Raw genomic sequence first — 17849 nt, 5'->3', positions numbered from 1 at the left:
TCGAGAACTTAACGATCCCAAAGGGCGTGGTGACGCCACGGTAACCTCGTGCCGTGACCGGGGTGAATGGACCTGTGGAAGATCTCACTGAGCGTCGGATCGTGGTGCTGACCGGGGCCAGTTCGGGCATCGGGCTGGCCGCCGCCGTCGAGCTGGCCCGCCGTGGCGACCAGGTGGTGCTGGTCGGCCGCGACCCGGCCCGGTTGCGTGCCGCCGGGGAACGGGTCCGCGAGTCCTGCGGCGAGCAGCCGGAGCTGTTCCGCGCCGACTTCGCCGTGCTCGACGACGTACGCGGGCTCGCCGAGCGGCTGCGCGAGCACTACGACCGGATCGACGTGCTGGCCAACAACGCCGGCGCGATCGTGCTGGAACCGATCACCACGGTCGACGGCTTCGAGCTGAGCATGCAGGCCAACCACCTGGCCCCGTTCCTGCTCAGCCACCTGCTCGCCGACCGGGTCCGCCGGATGGTGGTGACCGCCTCCGACGCGCACCGCAGTGGCGTCCTCGACCCCGACGACCTGAACGCGTCGCTGCGCCACTACCGGCCGTTCCGCGCGTACGGCACCAGCAAGCAGGCGAACATCCTGTTCACCGCCGAGGCCGCGCGGCGCTGGCCGGAGCTGCCGGCGTACGCGTTCCACCCCGGCGTGGTGCGCACCCGCTTCGGCAACGAGAGCCGCCTGGTGGCGCTCGGCATGCGCCTGCTGCCGTTCCGTAGCCCGGAGAAGGGCGCGGAGACGCTGGTCTGGCTCGCCCGCCAGGACCCGTCCCGGCTGGTGGACGGCGGTTACTACGCCGACCGCAAGCCACACCGGCCCCGGCCGAAGGCGGCCGACCCGGCGCTGGCGGCGCGGCTCTGGACGGCCAGCGCGAAGGCGGTCGGCATCGACGCCTGAGCGGATCCGCCCACCGGATCGCCGCCCGGGGCGTCGCCGCCCGGCACGTCGCCGACGGGGTCGCCGCGGGGTCTCCCGCGCTGCCAGACTCGGCCCATGACGACGGGGAACGAGGTCCTGCTGGTCGCGCTGGTCGACCTGAGCGCCGACGCGCCGGCCGGCCGACGCTACGAGGATGCCGTGCTGGCGCTGCTCGGCCGGCACGGCGGCCGGCTGGAACGGCGGTTGCGCACCGGGGACGGGCAGACCGAGGTGCACGTCATCCGCTTCGCCGCCCGCGCCGGGCTGGACGCGTTCCTCGCCGACCCGGGGCGCGCCGCGCTGCGGGCCGAGCTGGGCGACGCCGCCCCCACCACCCGGGTGCTGGAGGTCCACGACGTCTGACCTCCCCCTCCTCCCTCACTTCATCACGCTCCGACGCCGAGAACAAGACTTGATCTTGGCGCTGGCGGGGAGCAGGGTCGGGGCATGGACTTCGATCCCCTGGCCACCGCCCGCCGCGCCCTCTGGATCGGCGGCGCGCAGTGGGCCGGCAAGACCACGCTCGCCGTCACGTTGGCGCTGCGGCACGGGCTGACCGCCTACCTCTACGACCGCCACGACGCGCGGGGACACGACGACCGGCGGATCGCCGACCGGGTCCGCCGAGGAGAACCGCCGGACGGGCCCGACCCGGAGGCGACGTGGGTGACGACCGACCCACGGCGGATGGCGGCCGAGACCCTCGCCGGGTTCTCGCGCCGCTTCGAGTGGGTGCTGGACGACCTGAGCGCCCTGGTCAGCGGAGGCCGGGTGATCGCCGAGGGCTGGGGGCTGCGTCCGGAACTGGTCGCGCCGGTGGTCGGGTCGACCCGGCAGATGGTGGTGCTGGTGCCGACGCCGGAGTTCCGCGCGTACCAGGCGGAACGGCTGCCCCGGGCGACCGCCCGGCACCCCGGAGTGAGCGACCCGGAACGGGCCCGGCGCAACCGGATCGCCCGCGACGAGCTGGTCGCCGCCGACGCGGTCGCCGCCGCGCACTCGCTCGGGATCCGCGTGGTCGAGGTGGACGGCAGCCGGGACGCCGCGGCGATCGCCGCGCTGGTCACCGACCACTTCGCCGGGTACCTGTGAAACGTCAGTGCGACACGTGCACCGGGACGCTGGTGACCACGACGCCGGGCAGGGCCCGCAACGCCGCCCGCAACCGCTGCTCGGCCCGACTGTGCAGCAGCCGGTGCCGGCGCCGGCGCAGCACCACCTCCGGCACGATGACGGTCAGCGTCAACTCCGGCCGGCTGCTGTGCAACGCCTCCAGGTAGTGCGCGAGCGGCCCGATCACCGACCGGTACGGCGACACGATGGTCTCCAGCCGCAGGTGGTCGCCCCAGGCCCGCCACTGCTCGCGAAACCGGTCCGCCTCGGCCTCCTCCGGCGCGATGTGCACGGCCAGCGTCGGCCGACCGAGTGAGGTCGCGTACGCCAGGGCCCGCAGCGAGGCCCGGTTCAGCCGGGCCACCGGCACGATCACCAGGTGGCGTACCTGCTGGGGCAGCTCCTCGCCCTCGGCGGACCCGGCGGGGCCGGACGGACCCGGCGGGGGCGGGTGCAGCGCGAGGGCCCGGTGCAGCGTGGCGTAGTGCCGGTGGATCCGCCGGAAGAGCAGCACCAGCAGCGGCACCGCGACCACCACCACCCAGGCGCCCTCGGTGAACTTGGCGACCGCGGCGGTCACCAGCACCAGCCCGGACAGCGTCGCGCCGACCGCGTTGACCGCGAGCCGGCGACGCCGCCCCGGGCCCGGCCGGCGCCGCCAGTGCACCACCATCCCGGTCTGCGACAGCGTGAAGGCGAGGAAGACGCCGACCGCGTAGAGCGGGATCAGCCGCTCGGTGTGCCCGCCGAAGGCGACGAAGACCACCGCGGCAGTGAGGGCGAGCGCGACCAGACCGTTGCTGAACGCCAGCCGGTCACCCATGTGCAGGAACCGGCGCGGCGCGTGGCCGTCGCGGGCCATGAAGAACAGCAGCCGGGGGAAGTCGTTGAACGCGGTGTTCGCCGCCAGCAGCAGGATCAGCGCGGTGGTGGCCTGGAGGACCGCGTACCCGGGCCCGCTGGGGAAGGTGACCCGGCCGAGCTGGGACAACAGCGTCTCGTCCGCGCGCGGCACCAGGCCGTCGAGGTGGATCAGCCCGACCAGGCCGGCGAAGAGCGTGACCAGCATGGCGACCATCCAGCCCAGCGTCGTGCGGGCGTTGCGCCACTCGGTCGGGCGGAACGCGGGCACCGCGTTGGAGACCGCCTCGATGCCGGTCATCGACACCGCCCCGGAGGAGAACGCGCGCAACACCAGCAGCAGGCCCAGCCCCTCCGTGGCGGGCACCGACGGCGGCGGCACCGGCGCGAAGCCGCGCGCCGCGGCCTTCGCGTAGCCGACCGCCAGCACCGCGACGACCACCACCACGAAGGCGTACGTGGGCAGCACGAAGATGTTGCCGGCGGTGCGCACGCCGCGCAGGTTGCCGGCGAGCAGCACGCCGATCACCAGGACCCCGAGCGGCACGGTCCACGGGGTGAGGCCGGGCAGCGCCGAGGTGACCGCGTGCACCCCGGCGGCCACCGACACGGACACGGTCAGCACGTAGTCGAGCATCAGCCCGGCCGCGGCGGCCAGCCCCGGCGTACGCCCGAGGTTGTCCCCGGCCACGATGTACGACCCGGCGCCGTGCGGGTAGGCCGGGATGGTCTGCCGGTAGGAGAGCCCGACCGCGACCATCAGCACGACGAGCAGCGCGGCCAGCGGCAGGGCGAGGCCGAGCGCGGCGCTGCCGGCCAGGACCAGCACGACGAGCATGGCCTCCGGCCCGTACGCGACGGAGCTGAGCAGGTCCGAGGAGAGCACCGGCAGCGCGACCAGCTTGCGCATCCGCTCGTAGAGCACCGAGGAGCTGGCCAGCGGCGGGCCGACCAGGGTCCGGCGGATCCGGGTGACCGCCCGGCCGAACCGGTTGCCGGGCAGCTGCGCCGCGCCGGTGGCGACCAGTTCGTCCGGCTGCGCCACGGTGAACATGCCGATCGGGGCGAGCCGGCCGAACCGGGTGGGCGCCGGCCGGCCCGCGCGCCGGCCCGGCGTCGGGTCCACGGGCAGGTCGTCGGCCCGGCGCGGGCCGTGCCAGCGGGCGCCGATCCGGCCCAGCGCGGCCCGTTCCGCGTCGTCCAGCGGCGGGAACTCGGCCGAGGGCGTGACGACGGTGCCCTGCTCCGCCGCGTCGTGCCGGTCCGCCCCCACCCCCGCACTGTCGTGCACGCCGGCCCGGCCGGTGGCCGGAACGGCCACAGTTCGGCCGACCGGAATCAGCCGACGGCGACCGGTTCGAGCAGGTCGAGCACGTCGGTGAGGCAGGCCAGCTCCGGCCCGTCCCAGCGGTCGTCGGCGTTGAAGACCATGTGCCCGGCGAGGTCCGGCGCGGCCAGTCGGAACGCGCGCAGCCCCACCCGCTCCGCGCCGGTGAGTTCCTGGCTGCCGCCGTCGCCCACGTAGAGGCAGTCGGCCGGGGCGCGGCCGAGCCGGTGACAGGCGGCGAGGTAGAGCGCCGCGTCCGGCTTGCAGCGGCCCACCTGCACCGAGAACACCTGGGCGTCGAGCAGCGGGGCGACCGCCAGCTGGGGCAGGAACGCCGGCAGCTCGTGGGTGCAGTCGCTGACCAGCCCGGTGCGTACGCCCCGGCGGCGCAGCGTGGCCAGCACCGGCACCGCCTCCGGGCGCAGCCGGGTGTCGGCCCGTACCGCCCGGTGGCGGGAGGCGACGGCGGCACGGACGGCCGCGTCGGAGGGGCGTACGCCGACCTGCGCGCAGACCCACCGCATGGTCGACTCGGCGTCGCCGAAGAACCCGCTGGCCCGCTCGTAGAAGCTGTCGTCGAGCACCTCGACCAGCGCCTCGGTGGAGCAGCCGAGCAGCTCCGCGATGATGCCGTGGGCGGCTCCGCGCTGGACGCTCTGGGTCAGGGTGCCGAAGAAGTCGAACAGCACCGCGCGGAACCTGAGCATGATGCGTGATCGTAACGGAGCGCTGACGTTCCGTGGTGTCGGGTGTCCGTGTGAGGATTGCTCTCCGTGCCCACCGCTCCGCACCGCCCGCCGCTGGGCGCGCCGACCCTCGGCGCGCTCGCCCTGGCCGTCGCCGCCGTCTCCTCCTCCGCGCCGCTGGTGGCGTTCGCCGCCGCCCCGGCCCTGGCCATCGCGTTCTGGCGCAACACGTTGTCGGTCGCGGTGCTCGGCCCGGTGGCGCTGGCCCGACGGCGGGTCGAACTCCGCTCGCTCACCGTCGGGCCGGGCCGGCGGGAGGGGTTCTACTGCGTCCTCTCCGGGGTGGCGCTGGCCGCGCACTTCGCCACCTGGATGCCGAGCGCGCAGCTCACCACGGTGGCGGCCGCGACCGCGCTCGGCGCGACGCAGCCGGTGTGGCAGGGGTTGATCGCCCGTTGGCAGGGGCGGCGGCTCCCGGTCGCGGTCTGGGCCGGCATCGGGGTGGCGGTGCTCGGCGCGGCGCTCGCCACCGGCGCCGACTTCGCCGTCTCCGGCCGGGCCTTCGGCGGTGACCTGCTGGCCGTGGTCGGGGGCATGTTCGCGGCCGTCTACACCGCCTTCGGCGAGCGTGCCCGGGCCAGTATCAGCACCACCACCTACACCACGATCTGCTACGGCGTCTGCGCGGTGATCCTGCTGGTGGTCTGCCTGCTCGGCGGGGTCCGCCTGCACGGCTGGGACGGCGGGACGTGGCTGGCGATCATCGGCCTGGTGGTCGGCGCCCAACTGCTCGGGCACTCGATGTTCAACTACGCCCTGCACCGGGTCTCCGCGACCACGGTCAGCGTGCTCATCCTGCTGGAGGCGCCCGGCGCGGCGCTGATCGGCTGGGTCTGGCTGGGCCAGCTGCCCCGACCGCTCGCGTTGCCCGGACTGGCGCTGCTGCTGGCCGGCGTGGCCGTGGTCGTGCTCGGCGGGGCGCGCGCCGGTCGCCGGGTCGAGCCGGTCCCGGTGCCGGCCGACGCCGCGCCCCTGAAGGACTGAGCGGACGATCAGCGGCGGCGGACCCGGTGCAGGCGGAACGGCTTGCGGACGGCCCGGACCGCCGAGGCCGGGCGGGGCTGCTCGGCCAACGAGTCGGCCGGCAGGTCGGCTCCGGTCACCGCCGTGCCGGCCGGCGTCAGCCGGTTGAGCGCACAGCCCTCGGCCGCCCACCGGGCCACCAGGTCGGCGGCCGACCCGGAGGCGTTGAGCCGCTTCGCCGCGACCAGCGGGGCGGCGGTGTCCCACTCCTCGGCGCCCGGCCGCAGCCGGGTCACCCGGGCCGGCCAGCTGACGATCCGCCCGCCGTGGTCGCCGCGCAGCGTGACGTCGGCCGTGTCGGCGTCGGCCAGCCCCGGCGCGGCCTGCTCGCCGGGACCGGTCACCACCAGCAGCGCGCCGTCCAGCGGCAGGCACCAGAGCGCGTACGCCGGGCCGCCGGCAACGCTCACCCAGCAGACGGCGGCCTTCTTCACCGCCTCGTCCACCAGTGGCGGGGTCACCCGCTCGTCCACCTCGTCGCTCACCCCGCCATCCTCCCGCATCCCGCGCCCCGGCGCGCACAGCCCGGAGCCGGCGGCCCCGCCCGGCTCCGGCGCCCTCCTGCCGGGTCCGATGGGGCGACGCTCGTCGCCTTTCGAGCTGATATCAGGAACGACTCAGCCGGAAGCAGACCGGGAGCACGGGCCCGGCGCGCCGGCCGCCCGTCCGCGACCACCGGACGACAGGCCCTGATATCACCATCGACTCAGCTCGAAAGGCATCCGAGAGGCGGTCCGCCCCGGCCGCGTCCGGCTGTCACCTGACCGGAACGGCTCGGCCGACGACGGGCGGAACGGCTCAGCCGACGAAGGGCGGAACGGCTCAGCCGACGAAGGGCGGGACGGTGATCTCGCCGCGGGCCACCGGCACCACCTGGCCGGACACCGTCGCGCCCACCGCCGTCCCGCCGGCCGCGGTCACCGTGCAGGCCAGCGACGAGGGGCGGTTGATCTCGACGCCCTGGCGTACCGCGTAGGCCGAGCGTCCCTCCCCGGGCAGCAGGCCGCTGGCGACCAGCCAGACGCCCAGGCCCAGGGCGGCCGAACCGGTCGCCGGGTCCTCCGGGACGCCGAGGCCGGGCACGAAGACCCGGGCGTGCGCGGTTTGCGCGTCGGCGTCCCAGGAGAAGAGGCTGACGTGCTCCACGCCGTACCGCTCCGCCGCCGCCGGGTCCAGCCTGGCCCGGGCCACCGCGTCCGACCGCACCGGGAGGTACGGGAACTCCAGGCCGCACCCGGCGACCCGGGGTGGCGGCCCGGCGTGGTCGGCCGCGGTCAGCCCGACGATCTCCAGCAACGGCTCCGGGTCCAGCTCCGGGCCGAGGGTGGGGGTGCCGCCGGTCAGCGTCGCGCCGGTGGCGGTCACCTCGATCGGCAGCACCCCGGCGCCGCACTCCTGGGTGACCCTGCCCACACCGAACACGCCGCGCCGGCTCGCCGTCACCGCCGCGCCGACGCTCGGGTGCCCGGCGAACGGCAGCTCGTCGACCGGGGTGAAGATCCGGGCCCGGTAGGTCGCGCCGACCTGGGTGGGCGCCAGCACGAAGACCGTCTCCGACAGGTTGAACTCCTGCGCGAGCGCCTGCATCTGCTCGGTGGCGAGCGATTCCGCGCCGAACACCACGGCCAGCGGGTTGCCGGCGAACGGGCGATCGGTGAAGACGTCCACGATCTCGTAGGACAGGGTCGACATGTTGGTAGACACTAGGCCCTTAGGCTGGTGCCCGTGAGCACGCCGAACCGGGTCTACATCGCTCGACTCGCCGGAGTCGCCGTCTTCGACCCGAACGGCGACCAGGTCGGCCGGATCCGTGACGCCGTGGCCCGGATGCGTCCGACCCAGCGACCGCCGGAGGTGGTGGGGCTGGTCGCCGAGATGCCGATGCGACGACGCATCTTCCTCTCCATCAACCGGATCACCTCCATCGACCCGGACGCCGTCGTGCTCGGCAGCGGCACCCTCAACCTGCGCCGCTTCGAGAAGCGTCCGAACGAGCTGCTGGTCCTCCAGGAGCTGCTCGACCGGCGGGTCCAGCTCGACTCCGGTCCGGCCGGTTCGGTGGTGGACGTGGCCATGGAGTGCAGCCGGGGCGGCGAGTGGGCGCTGACCCGGGTCGCTGTCCGCGAGCACACCAACCGGCTCACCCGCCGCGGCCACCTCCACCAGGTCGAGTGGGACCGGGTCCGCGGTCTGGGCGCGGTCGGCGACAACCGGGGTACGGCCAACCTGCTCGCCGTGCTGGAGGACATGCGCCCGGCCGACCTGGCCAACGCCCTCCAGGACCTGCCCGACGCCCGGCGCAACGAGGTGGCCGCCGCGCTCGACGACGAGCGCCTGGCCGACGTGCTGAGCGAGCTGCCCGAGCACGACCAGGTGGAGATTCTGGCCGCGCTGGATCGGGAACGGGCCGCCGACGTGCTGGAGGAGATGGACCCGGACGACGCCGCCGACCTGCTCAACGAGCTGCCCCCGCCGGAGCAGGACGTGCTGCTCGACCTGATGGAGCCGGACGAGGCCGACCCGGTACGCCAACTGCTGCGTTACGCCTCCGGCACCGCCGGCAGCGTGATGACCTCGGAGCCGGTGATCCTGCCGCCGGACGCCACCGTGGCCGAGGCGCTGGCCCGGATCCGCGAGGTGCAGCTCTCGCCCGCGGTGGCCGCGCAGGTCTTCGTGACCCGGGCGCCGTTGACCACGCCGACCGGCCGCTACCTGGGTATGGTGCACTTCCAGCGGTTGCTCCGCGAACCCCCGGCCGACCTGCTCGGCGGGATCGTGGTCAACGACATCGACCCGCTCCGCACGTCGACCCCGCTGACCGAGATCACCCGCCGGATGGCCACCTACGACATGGTGGGGATGCCGGTGGTGGACCGGAACAACCGGCTGGTCGGCGCGGTGACCGTGGACGACGTGCTGGACCACTCCCTGCCGCGCGACTGGCGGGACCGGGACGCGGCGCCGACCCCGTCCGCCACCGACGACGGGACCGTGGACGATGACTGAGCAGCGACGCGGCGAACGGCTCGACCAGCCGCGCGCACCCCGGGGCCTGCATCTGCCCCGGATCGACGCGGACTCCTTCGGCCGCTGGGCCGAGGGGATCGCCCGGGGCATGGGCACGGCGAACTTCCTGGTCTACATGACCCTGGTGCTCGCCGCCTGGTTCCTGTGGAACACGCTCGCCCCGGCCGACCTGCGCTTCGACCCGTACACCTTCACGTTCCTCACCCTGATCCTCTCGCTCCAGGCCTCGTACGCGGCCCCGCTGATCCTGCTCGCGCAGAACCGGCAGGCGGACCGGGACCGGATCGCGCTGGACGAGGACCGGCGCCGGGCGACCATGCAGAAGGCGGACACGGAATACCTGGCCCGCGAGATCGCGGCCCTGCGGATCGCGATGGGCGACGTGGCGACCCGCGACTTCCTCCGCTCCGAGCTGGCCCGGCTGGCCGAGGAGTTGGACGAGGCGGCCGAGCGGCGGCGCAAGCTGGAGCGGCGGCAGCAGGGGCAGGAGACTCGGCGCCGGGCCGGCGGCGACCCGCTCGACGAGCCCCGCGACGAGTTCGACGGTGATTACGCCCACGACGGCCGGCAGGAGAGCCCGACGTAACATTGCGGGCATGTCAGCACCCGTCAGCACCGTCTCCGACGCGATCCAGGCCGCCCTGGCCACCGTCAACGACCCGGAGATCCGTCGGCCGATCACCGAACTCGGCATGGTCCGCTCCGCCGAGCGCGACGACGACGGCGTGGTCCGGGTGGAACTGCTGCTCACCGTGGCCGGCTGCCCGCTGAAGGACAAGCTGCGCACCGACATCACCGCCGCCGTCGGCGCGGTGCCCGGCGTCAGCGGCGTCGAGATCATCTTCGGTGTGATGAGCCCGGAGCAGCGCCAGGAGCTGCAGTCCAAGCTGCGCGGCGGCGGCACCGCCGAGCCGGTGATCCCGTTCGCCCAGCCCGGGTCCCGGACCCGGGTCTACGCGGTCGCCAGCGGCAAGGGCGGCGTCGGCAAGTCCAGCGTCACGGTCAACCTGGCCGCCGCGCTGGCCGCCCGCGGCCTGTCGGTCGGTGTGGTGGACGCCGACATCTACGGCCACTCGGTGCCCCGGATGCTCGGCGCCGACGGCGCGCCGACCCGCGTCGAAGACATGATCATGCCGCCGCAGTCGCACGGCGTGAAGGTGATCTCGATCGGCATGTTCACCCCCGGCAACGCCGCGGTGGTCTGGCGCGGCCCGATGCTGCACCGGGCGCTGCAGCAGTTCCTCGCCGACGTCTACTGGGGCGACCTGGACGTGCTCCTGCTCGACCTGCCCCCGGGCACCGGCGACATCGCGATCTCGGTGGCCCAGCTGCTCCCGAACGCGGAGATCCTGGTCGTCACCACCCCGCAGGCGGCCGCCGCCGAAGTGGCCGAGCGGGCCGGCGCCATCGCGCTGCAGACCCACCAGCGGGTGGTCGGCGTGATCGAGAACATGTCCTGGCTGGAGCTGCCGGACGGCTCCCGGATGGAGGTCTTCGGGGCCGGTGGCGGCGAGGCCGTGGCCGAGTCGCTGACCCGGACCATCGGCGCCCAGGTGCCGGTGCTGGGGCAGATCCCGATGGACACCCGGGTCCGCGAGGGCGGCGACGCCGGCCAGCCGATCGTGCTGGCCCAGCCGGACGCGCCCGCCGCGAAGGCCCTGTTCCAGGTGGCCGACCGGCTCGCGGTGCGCCGCGAGTCACTGCTCGGCAAGCCGCTCGGCCTGAAGCCGGCCGGCCGCTAGACCTCGATCCACCGCTCCCCCACCGCCCCCTTCCGGCCCGCCGGGAGGGGGCGGTTCACGTCGGCACCGGCCGGGGTGGGTCAGGTGGCGTCGTCGTAGGAGGGGCGCGGGGCCGGCGGGGTGGGGGCGGCCGGGGTCGCGACGGCGGGGCGGGGGCCCGGGTTGCGCAGGTCGGCGGCGCTCGCGACGTCCTTCAGATCGTCGTGCACGCCGGTGACGTCGGAGCGCAGGTTGTCGTACATGCTCTGCAGCGGCTTCCGGAGCGCCTGCTCGTCCTCCTCGCTGAGCAGGTGCTTGCGGATGAACGCCTTGGGGTGCAGATCCTCGAGCTGGATGTCGGTGCCCAGCTCGCGACTCAGGTCGCCGGTGGCGTTCCGCGCCATGTTGCGGAGGTTGCGGACCATCCGGAGGCCATCGTTGATCACGTTGGGCAGCTTGTCCCCGAAGATCAACAGCGCCAGGAGCAGCAGGACGCCGATCTCCCACCAGTTCAGGTTCTCGAACACCGCGGCCTCCTCGTCCGTGTCCAGGGCAAGACTACGCACGTGAGGTGGCCGACGGGGAGGGGGTGACCCCTCCTCACTTCGCGTCGGCGGCGAGCGTCACCGACGCGTTCTGCCGCGACGACCCGCGCCGGTACTCCACCGTCACCACCGAACCCGGCGCATACTTGCGCACCAGGGCCACCAGGTCCGTCGGATCGGTCATCGGATGCCCGTTCAGCCGGAGCACCACGTCCCCGGTACGCATCCCGGCCGCCGCCGCCGGGCCGGCCGGCTCGACCGCGTTGAGGCGTACGCCGCCGCCGGTGGCGCCGGTGCCGCCGACCTGGGCGCCGATCACCGTACGCCGGGCCTTGCCGGTGCCGATGATGTCCTCGGTGACCCGTTTCGCCTGGTTGATCGGGATGGCGAAGGCGAGGCCGATGTTCCCGGCCTCCTGCCCGTCCGCCACCAACGACTTGATCGTCGAGTTCACGCCGACCACCCGGCCGCCGCCGTCCACCAGCGGGCCGCCCGAGTTGCCGTGGTTGACCGCCGCGTCGGTCTGGATGGCCGCGTAGTAGCGGGTCGGCCCGCCCGGCTCACCGGCCTGCATGGTGCGGTCCAGCGCGCTGACGATGCCGGCGGTGACCGTGTTGGCCAGCGACAGCGGCGAGCCCATGGCGAGCACCGGGTCGCCCACGGCGAGCGCGTCGGAGTCGCCGAACTGCACCGGGGTCAACCCGCTGCGGGTCACCTTCACCACCGCGATGTCCGACTCCGGGTCCTGCCCGACTACCGTCCCCGGGGTGGTGCTGCCGTCGTTGAAGATCACCGTGGCCTTGCCGGGCCCGTCGGCGACCACGTGGTCGTTGGTGACGATGTGCCCGTCGGTGCTCACCACGAAGCCGGAGCCCTCGCTGATGCCGCCGAGACTGGCCACCCGGATGGTGACCACGCTGGGCAGCACCCGCTCGGCGACCCCGGCGAGCGACTCGGGCTTGCGCTGGGCCAGCGCCGGGGCCTGCCCGGCCTGCGCGCCCAGGGTGGGCACGTCGCCGCCGCGCATCAGGGCGTAGGTCAGCGCGCTGCCCAGCGAGCCGGCCAGCAGCGCGGTGATCAGCGAGATCAGCACCACCTGGCGCAGCCCCGGCCGGGTCGGCAGGTCCGGGTCGGTGACCGGCTCCGGCTCACCCGCCCCGTCGGGCGCCCCGGCCGGGACCACCACGGCCGCCGGCGCGTACGGATCCCGCCACGGGTCGGCCAGCGCGTCGGACCACCAGGGCGACGTCGTCCCACCCGCGGCACCCTGCGGTGGCTGCCCGGACCCCGGCCCTCCCGCCGGTGCCGGCGCTCCGCCGGGCTGGCGCCAGTCCCAGCCGTCGGTCACGTCCGTGCCTCCCACTCCGTCCCGCACGCCCCGTGCCGGGCGCCGGCGGAGCCGGACGACCGTGACGCGCGGGTCACCTCCAGGATTGCACGGATGCCCCGCGTGGAGTCAGGGGTTGCCGCCCGTGATCGTCCCACCGCCGACTCGCGGCTGCGCCCGTACCGGGTCGCCTCTACGCTCACAGTGCCAACCGACCCCTCGCACCAGCCCGCCCCCGGAGGTGTCCCATCGCCACGGTCGCCGGTCACGGCAGTTCGACGGCCCAGGCGCAGCAGTTCGCCGAGTCGTACGTCACCGAGGACCTCGTGCTGCGCACCGCCCGGGCGCTCGCCCGCGAGGTGGGCGTCGAGGCGGTGACGCCCGGCGCCGGCGCCGCGCTGCGTCTGCTCGCCGCCGCCGGCAACGCCCGGGCGGTGGTCGAGATCGGCACCGGCACCGGGGTCAGCGGTGTCTGGCTGCTGCGCGGCATGCGCCCCGACGGCGTGCTCACCACGATCGACGTGGAGGTCGAGTACCAGCGCCTCGCCCGCCGGCTGTTCCAGGAGGCGGGCTTCCCGTCGGGACGTACCCGGATCATCACCGGCCGGGCGCTCGACGTGCTGCCCCGCCTCGCCGACGGCGCCTACGACCTGGTCTTCGCCGACGCCGCGGCGACCGGCTTCGCGGCGTACGTGGACGCGGCGCTGCGGCTGCTGCGGCCCGGCGGCGTGCTCGCGCTCAACGGCGCCCTGGCCGGCGGCCGGATCGGCGATCCGGCCGCCCGGGACGTGGAGACGGTCACCGTGCGGGAGACCGTCAAGGCGATCCGCGAGTCCGAGCACTGGGTGCCGGCGCTGCTGCCGGTCGGTCACGGCCTGCTCGCCGCCGTGCGGAGCTGACCCGCCGCCGGTCAGCCCAGCGTCCCCAGCCAGCGCAGCAGTCCGCGTACGCCCCAGCCGGTCGCGCCCTTGACCAGCTCGCCGTGCACGTCGTCGGACCACGAGGGGGCGGACATGTCCAGGTGCGCCCAGCGGTCCCGCAGGTCGCCGGTGAACTCGCGGAGGAACAGCGCGGCCACCACCGAGCCCGCGCCCCGCGCCGGGGAGCTGTGCAGGTCGGCGATGTCGCTGGCCAGGTATTCCACGTAGTCGTCGGCGAGCGGCATCCGCCAGGCCCGCTCCCCGGCCGCCGAGATCGCGGCCAGCAGGCCTGCGGCCAGGTCGTCGTTCTCGCTGTAGAGCGCGGCGTGCCGCTTACCCAGCGCCACCGCGTTCGCCCCGGTCAGGGTCGCGAGGTCGACCAGCAGGTCGGGCTTCAGCTCCCGCACGGCGTACGCCATGGCGTCGGCCAGCACCAGCCGGCCCTCGGCGTCGGAGTTGGTGCTCTCGCTGGTCAGGCCGCCGTAGTGCCGGATGATGTCGCCGGGGCGGAACGCCGAGCCGCTGACCATGTTCTCGGCGAGCGGGGCCAGCGTGGTGACCCGTACCGGCAGGCCCAGCGCGGCGGCGCCGAGCGTCGCGGCGACCACGGCGGCGGCGCCGGCCATGTCCTTGCGCATCAGCTTCATGGCGGGCACCGGCTTGATCGAGATGCCGCCGGTGTCGAACGTGATGCCCTTGCCGACCAGCACCACATGGGTACGCGCGCCGGCCGGGCGCCAGTCCAGCTCGACCAGGCGCGGGCCGCGGGCGGAGCCGCCGCCGACGGCGAGGAGCCCGCCGAAGCCCTCGGCCGCCAGCTCCCGCGGTTCACGCACGCGCAGGTGCAGGCCGGGCCGGCCGGCCGCGGCGGCGGCCACCTGGTCGGCGAACCACTCCGGGTGCTTCGTCGACGAGGGGGTGTTGGTCAGGTCCCGGGCCAGCACGGTCATCTCGGCGGTGGTCCGGGCCGCGGCGAGCGTGTCTTCGAGCGCCTCCGGGTCGGTCACCAGCAGGTCCACCCCGGCCAGGGACGGCCGCGCGCCGGCGTCGGTGAGGCGGAAGCGGTAGGAGCCGAGCAAGAGGCCCTCGGCGAGGCCGCGCAGCGCCGTCCCGGCGTCGTCGGGAAGCGCGATGGTGATCTGCGTCTCATCCTTGGCGGCGCGGGCCAGCGCGGCCCCGGCGACCCGCCAGTCCTGCTCGTCGCCGGCACCGACACCGAGCAGCCAGAGGCGGTTCGGGGCGGCGCCGGGGCGCAGGTGCTCGCGTACCTCGCCGGCGGCGCCGGTGAGTCGGGCGGCGGGCAGCAGCGCGCCCGCCTCGGCCCGGACGTCGTCGGCGGACGGGGCGGCGGTCGGCACCAGCGCGGCCGGGGAGTCCGGCCCTCCGGGACGAACGGGCAGGACGAGGGTGTCGGGTCGCACGGACCCGCTCACCAGACGAATGGCCAGCACGCTGGACCGTACCTCCGAAAATGCTCTTAGCGGGACAGTTTGCGCTCACTGGCCGATGAAGGCCCTGAGCCACCGGCCAAGCCGGTGGCTCAGGGTAGGACGAACCGGCCGCGCGGCGAATGCCGCGCGACCCGCTCCTCGCATCAGCCGGCAGCCGCCTTCAGCGCGTCACCCAGCGCGGTGGCCTCGTCGGGAGTCATCTCGACGACGAGCCGGCCACCACCCTCCAGCGGGACCCGCATGACGATGCCCCGGCCCTCCTTGGTGACTTCCAGCGGACCGTCGCCCGTCCGCGGCTTCATCGCCGCCATGTTGTCTCCCCTCAGACCTACACCAGGGTCGGTGGGTTGCCCCACAGCCACTTCGCCATCGCCACCCGCAAGCGTCGCGGAGGCGTCGACCAACGATTTTCCCTGATGAACACCGCCGGACCCAAACCGAAGCAGCATTGATGTAACAGCATCTAGCTTATCTTGGATAGGCCTGTCACAATGTGCGGTCATGCAGGCACGGTCGGCACTCTTCGACCTGTACGGCGACCACCTCCGCGCCAGGGGTGGCCGCGCGCCGGTCGCCGCCCTGGTCAAGCTGCTCGCACCCCTCGGCATCGCCCCACCGGCGGTGCGCACCGCGGTCTCCCGGATGGTCCGTCAGGGCTGGCTGGAACCGCTCCGGCTGGCCTCCGGACCGGGATATTCGATCACCCCGAAGGCGGGCCGTCGACTCGACGAGGCGGCCTCCCGGATCTACCGGACCGGTCGGCACAGTTGGGACGGACGGTTCGACCTCCTGGTGCTGACGGCGCCCCCGTCCCGCCGGGACCGGCAACGGCTCGCCGCCAACCTCAGCTTCCTCGGCTACGGCACCCTCGACGACTGCACCTGGGTGGCCACCCGCCCCGGCGAGGACGTCGACCTGCTGCTCGCCGAGGCCGGCGTGCGCTACGAGCGGTTCACCGCCGCGCACGCCGCCGGCACGCCCGGCGCCATGGGTGTCGTCCGCCGGGCCTGGGACCTGTCCGAGATCGGCCGGGCGTACGAACGCTTCGTCGCCGAGCAGAAGCCGCTGCTCTCCGGCGTCACCGTGCGCAGCAGCGACGAGGACGCGTACGCGGCCCGGTTCCGGCTCGTGCACGCGTGGCGTACCTTCCTGTTCCAGGACCCGCAGCTGCCCCCGGCGCTGCTCCCCGAGCGCTGGCCGGGCACCAGCGCGGCCGGGTTCTTCGACCGGCACGCGGCCCGGCTCCGGCCGGCCGCCGACCGGTACGTCGAGCAGTGCCTCGACGCCAGCAACCGCCTCGCCCGACAGAAGGGTCGTTAGACACGTGACCGAGCCGCTGCTCGTCGACCGCACCGACGCCGTCGTCACCCTGACGCTGAACCGCCCGACGGCGATGAACTCGCTCGACGTGGCGCTCAAGGAGGCGCTCCGGGACGCCCTCGCCGAACTGGAGACCGACCGTTCCTGCCGGGCGGTCGTGCTCGCCGGCGCGGGCGGCTCGTTCAGCGCCGGGCAGGACCTGCGGGAGCACGTGCAGACGCTGGAGTCGGCCGACGCCGACCCGCTCGGCACGGTCCGGGCGCACTACAACCCGATCGCCGCCCGCCTGGCCAACCTGCCCAAGCCGGTGGTCGCCGCGGTGCGCGGGATGGCCGCCGGGGCCGGCGCCTCGCTGGCGTTCCTCGCCGACTTCCGGATCGGCGGCCCGAAGACCCGGTTCCTGATGGCGTTCGCCGGGGTCGGGCTGGCCGCCGACACCGGGGCCTCCTGGACCCTGCCCCGACTCGTCGGCCACGCCAAGGCGGTCGAGCTGCTGATGCTCGCCGAACCGGTCGGTGCCGAGGACGCGTGCCGGCTCGGCCTGCTCACCCGCCTGGTGGACGACGACGAGCAGGTGCTGCCGACCGCGCAGGAACTGGCCGCGCGGCTCGCGGCCGGGCCGACCGTCGCGTACGGGGCGATCAAGCGCCAGCTCTCCATCGCCGACGCCGGCACGCTGGCCGACGCGCTGGCCGCGGAGGCGCAGGCGCAGGCGATCTGCGGCGGCACCGCCGACCACCGCGCCGCCACCATGGCGTTCGTCAACAAGCAGAAGCCGGTGTTCGAGGGGCGCTGAGGCCGGTCAGTCGTCCTCCTCCGGATCCTGGTTGGCCTCCGCGCCGAGCACGAACGCCTGCATGGCCAGCTCGTCGCCGGAGGGCGAGACGAACGCGGGCAGCTCACGCGGGCCCAGCTCCTGCACGTACGACCAGAAGATCCGGACCGCCTCGGCCCGGGTGGCCGCCTCGATCGGCAGGTCGAGGCTGACCAGCCAGGTGCGCCGCGCCGGCGGCGGGCCGAGCCGGTCGGCCAGCGCCCGCCACCGCGCGGGGTCGAGCGCGGCCACCGGGCCGTCGGGGGCCGGGCCGTCCACCGGCACCGGCTCGTCCAGCACCCGCCGGGTGTACGTCACCACGAGCCCCGCCGTCGCGTCGGACTGCGGGTCGTCCGGGTCCTCCCAGCTCCCCCCGGCGGTCGGGGCCTCCGGGGTCCCGGCGTCCCGGCTCCCGGGGGCGGCCGTCGCGGGGGCGATCCGGGGCCCGGAAGCCGGCCTCGCCGGGGCGTCGCGGGTCGTGGCGGTGGCCGGGGCCACCCGGCCGAGCGCCACCAGGCGCAGCGGCTCCTCGACCAGCACCGCCACCCGGTCGCCGGACCGGGGCGCGGCTCCCGCCGGGACGCCGGTCAGCTCCAGCACGTCGTGGTGCACCAGCCGCTCGGCCTCGTAGCGCTCGGCGGGCAGCAGCACCGCCCAGGCGCCCGGCCCGGTGTCACCGTCGGTCGTCGCGCTCGTGCGCGGCTCGGTGTCGGTCATGCCCCAATCCCATCACG

Annotated in this window: 19 protein-coding genes; 10 read left to right on the top strand and 9 right to left on the bottom strand. The window is 74.7% G+C overall.

From position 1 onward, the window contains the following. Positions 1 to 74: 74 nt before the first annotated feature. The 3 genes from O7600_RS22310 to O7600_RS22300 all read left to right on the top strand — a co-directional run bounded on the left by O7600_RS22310 (position 75) and on the right by O7600_RS22300 (position 2012). Positions 75 to 899, top strand: a complete 825-nt coding sequence (locus tag O7600_RS22310) for an SDR family NAD(P)-dependent oxidoreductase (protein ID WP_281590309.1) — start codon at positions 75 to 77, stop codon at positions 897 to 899. A gap of 96 nt (positions 900 to 995) precedes the next feature. Next, entirely contained in the window at positions 996 to 1283 is a 288-nt protein-coding gene (locus O7600_RS22305; RefSeq protein WP_281590307.1) for a hypothetical protein, read from the top strand. A gap of 84 nt (positions 1284 to 1367) precedes the next feature. Then, positions 1368 to 2012, top strand: a complete 645-nt coding sequence (locus O7600_RS22300) for a hypothetical protein (protein ID WP_281590305.1) — start codon at positions 1368 to 1370, stop codon at positions 2010 to 2012. A gap of 4 nt (positions 2013 to 2016) precedes the next feature. Here O7600_RS22300 and O7600_RS22295 read toward each other — a convergent pair whose 3' ends face one another. Both O7600_RS22295 and O7600_RS22290 read right to left on the bottom strand, forming a co-directional pair. Continuing rightward, on the bottom strand, positions 2017 to 4167 hold the full coding sequence (locus O7600_RS22295; protein WP_281590303.1) for an APC family permease: 2151 nt from the start codon (positions 4165 to 4167) through the stop codon (positions 2017 to 2019). 65 nt (positions 4168 to 4232) lie between these two features. Beyond that, positions 4233 to 4928 (bottom strand): HAD family hydrolase, encoded by a 696-nt coding sequence (locus O7600_RS22290; RefSeq protein WP_281590301.1) that lies wholly within the window; start codon positions 4926 to 4928, stop codon positions 4233 to 4235. 66 nt (positions 4929 to 4994) lie between these two features. Between O7600_RS22290 and O7600_RS22285 the strand changes: the two genes are divergently transcribed. Beyond that, on the top strand, positions 4995 to 5951 hold the full coding sequence (locus O7600_RS22285) for a DMT family transporter (protein ID WP_281590299.1): 957 nt from the start codon (positions 4995 to 4997) through the stop codon (positions 5949 to 5951). Between the two features lie 8 nt (positions 5952 to 5959). On the opposite strand, the gene O7600_RS22280 is transcribed toward O7600_RS22285, so the two are convergent. Next, on the bottom strand, positions 5960 to 6493 hold the full coding sequence (locus O7600_RS22280) for a hypothetical protein (protein WP_281590297.1): 534 nt from the start codon (positions 6491 to 6493) through the stop codon (positions 5960 to 5962). A 319-nt stretch (positions 6494 to 6812) separates the two neighbouring features. Further along, positions 6813 to 7682 (bottom strand): PhzF family phenazine biosynthesis protein, encoded by an 870-nt coding sequence (locus O7600_RS22275; RefSeq protein WP_281590295.1) that lies wholly within the window; start codon positions 7680 to 7682, stop codon positions 6813 to 6815. A gap of 33 nt (positions 7683 to 7715) precedes the next feature. Here O7600_RS22275 and O7600_RS22270 point away from each other — a divergent pair, with 33 nt between their 5' ends. From O7600_RS22270 to O7600_RS22260, 3 genes are read left to right on the top strand one after another with little or no spacing between them, the layout of a single operon-like run. After that, complete coding sequence (locus O7600_RS22270; protein ID WP_281590293.1) at positions 7716 to 8996, top strand: CBS domain-containing protein; 1281 nt, start codon at positions 7716 to 7718, stop codon at positions 8994 to 8996. Next, positions 8989 to 9603, top strand: coding sequence for a DUF1003 domain-containing protein (locus tag O7600_RS22265; RefSeq protein WP_091582711.1), 615 nt, complete (start codon positions 8989 to 8991; stop codon positions 9601 to 9603). Before O7600_RS22270 ends, O7600_RS22265 begins: the two co-directional genes overlap by 8 nt. Positions 9604 to 9613: 10 nt before the next feature. Beyond that, positions 9614 to 10759, top strand: a complete 1146-nt coding sequence (locus O7600_RS22260; protein WP_091582715.1) for an Mrp/NBP35 family ATP-binding protein — start codon at positions 9614 to 9616, stop codon at positions 10757 to 10759. A gap of 80 nt (positions 10760 to 10839) precedes the next feature. Here the strand turns inward: O7600_RS22260 and O7600_RS22255 are convergent, their stop codons facing one another. After that, positions 10840 to 11265 (bottom strand): preprotein translocase subunit TatB, encoded by a 426-nt coding sequence (locus tag O7600_RS22255; RefSeq protein WP_281590290.1) that lies wholly within the window; start codon positions 11263 to 11265, stop codon positions 10840 to 10842. 73 nt (positions 11266 to 11338) lie between these two features. Continuing rightward, entirely contained in the window at positions 11339 to 12646 is a 1308-nt protein-coding gene (locus O7600_RS22250; protein WP_281590288.1) for a trypsin-like peptidase domain-containing protein, read from the bottom strand. A 212-nt stretch (positions 12647 to 12858) separates the two neighbouring features. Between O7600_RS22250 and O7600_RS22245 the strand changes: the two genes are divergently transcribed. Further along, positions 12859 to 13509: an O-methyltransferase gene (locus O7600_RS22245; protein ID WP_255292681.1), complete on the top strand. Its 651-nt coding sequence runs from the start codon at positions 12859 to 12861 to the stop codon at positions 13507 to 13509. 11 nt (positions 13510 to 13520) lie between these two features. Here O7600_RS22245 and O7600_RS22240 read toward each other — a convergent pair whose 3' ends face one another. Together O7600_RS22240 and O7600_RS22235 are read right to left on the bottom strand one after the other, a co-directional pair. Then, on the bottom strand, positions 13521 to 14981 hold the full coding sequence (locus tag O7600_RS22240) for a leucyl aminopeptidase family protein (RefSeq protein ID WP_281590286.1): 1461 nt from the start codon (positions 14979 to 14981) through the stop codon (positions 13521 to 13523). A 143-nt stretch (positions 14982 to 15124) separates the two neighbouring features. Further along, on the bottom strand, positions 15125 to 15292 hold the full coding sequence (locus tag O7600_RS22235) for a DUF3117 domain-containing protein (RefSeq protein WP_013283866.1): 168 nt from the start codon (positions 15290 to 15292) through the stop codon (positions 15125 to 15127). A 190-nt stretch (positions 15293 to 15482) separates the two neighbouring features. Between O7600_RS22235 and O7600_RS22230 the strand changes: the two genes are divergently transcribed. Together O7600_RS22230 and O7600_RS22225 are read left to right on the top strand one after the other, a co-directional pair. After that, positions 15483 to 16301, top strand: coding sequence for a PaaX family transcriptional regulator C-terminal domain-containing protein (locus O7600_RS22230; protein WP_091582737.1), 819 nt, complete (start codon positions 15483 to 15485; stop codon positions 16299 to 16301). A 4-nt stretch (positions 16302 to 16305) separates the two neighbouring features. Then, the gene (locus tag O7600_RS22225; protein WP_091582740.1) at positions 16306 to 17097 is read left to right on the top strand and encodes an enoyl-CoA hydratase-related protein; all 792 of its coding nucleotides are present in this window, start codon (positions 16306 to 16308) and stop codon (positions 17095 to 17097) included. Between the two features lie 6 nt (positions 17098 to 17103). Here the strand turns inward: O7600_RS22225 and O7600_RS22220 are convergent, their stop codons facing one another. Then, positions 17104 to 17832, bottom strand: coding sequence for a hypothetical protein (locus tag O7600_RS22220; protein ID WP_281590282.1), 729 nt, complete (start codon positions 17830 to 17832; stop codon positions 17104 to 17106). Between the last annotated feature and the right edge of the window lie 17 nt (positions 17833 to 17849).

Source organism: Micromonospora sp. WMMA1998 (assembly GCF_027497375.1).
Lineage (GTDB): Bacteria > Actinomycetota > Actinomycetes > Mycobacteriales > Micromonosporaceae > Micromonospora > Micromonospora sediminicola.
The sequence above is the reverse complement of the archived record's forward strand: the minus strand, read 5'-3'. Positions and strand labels throughout refer to the sequence as shown.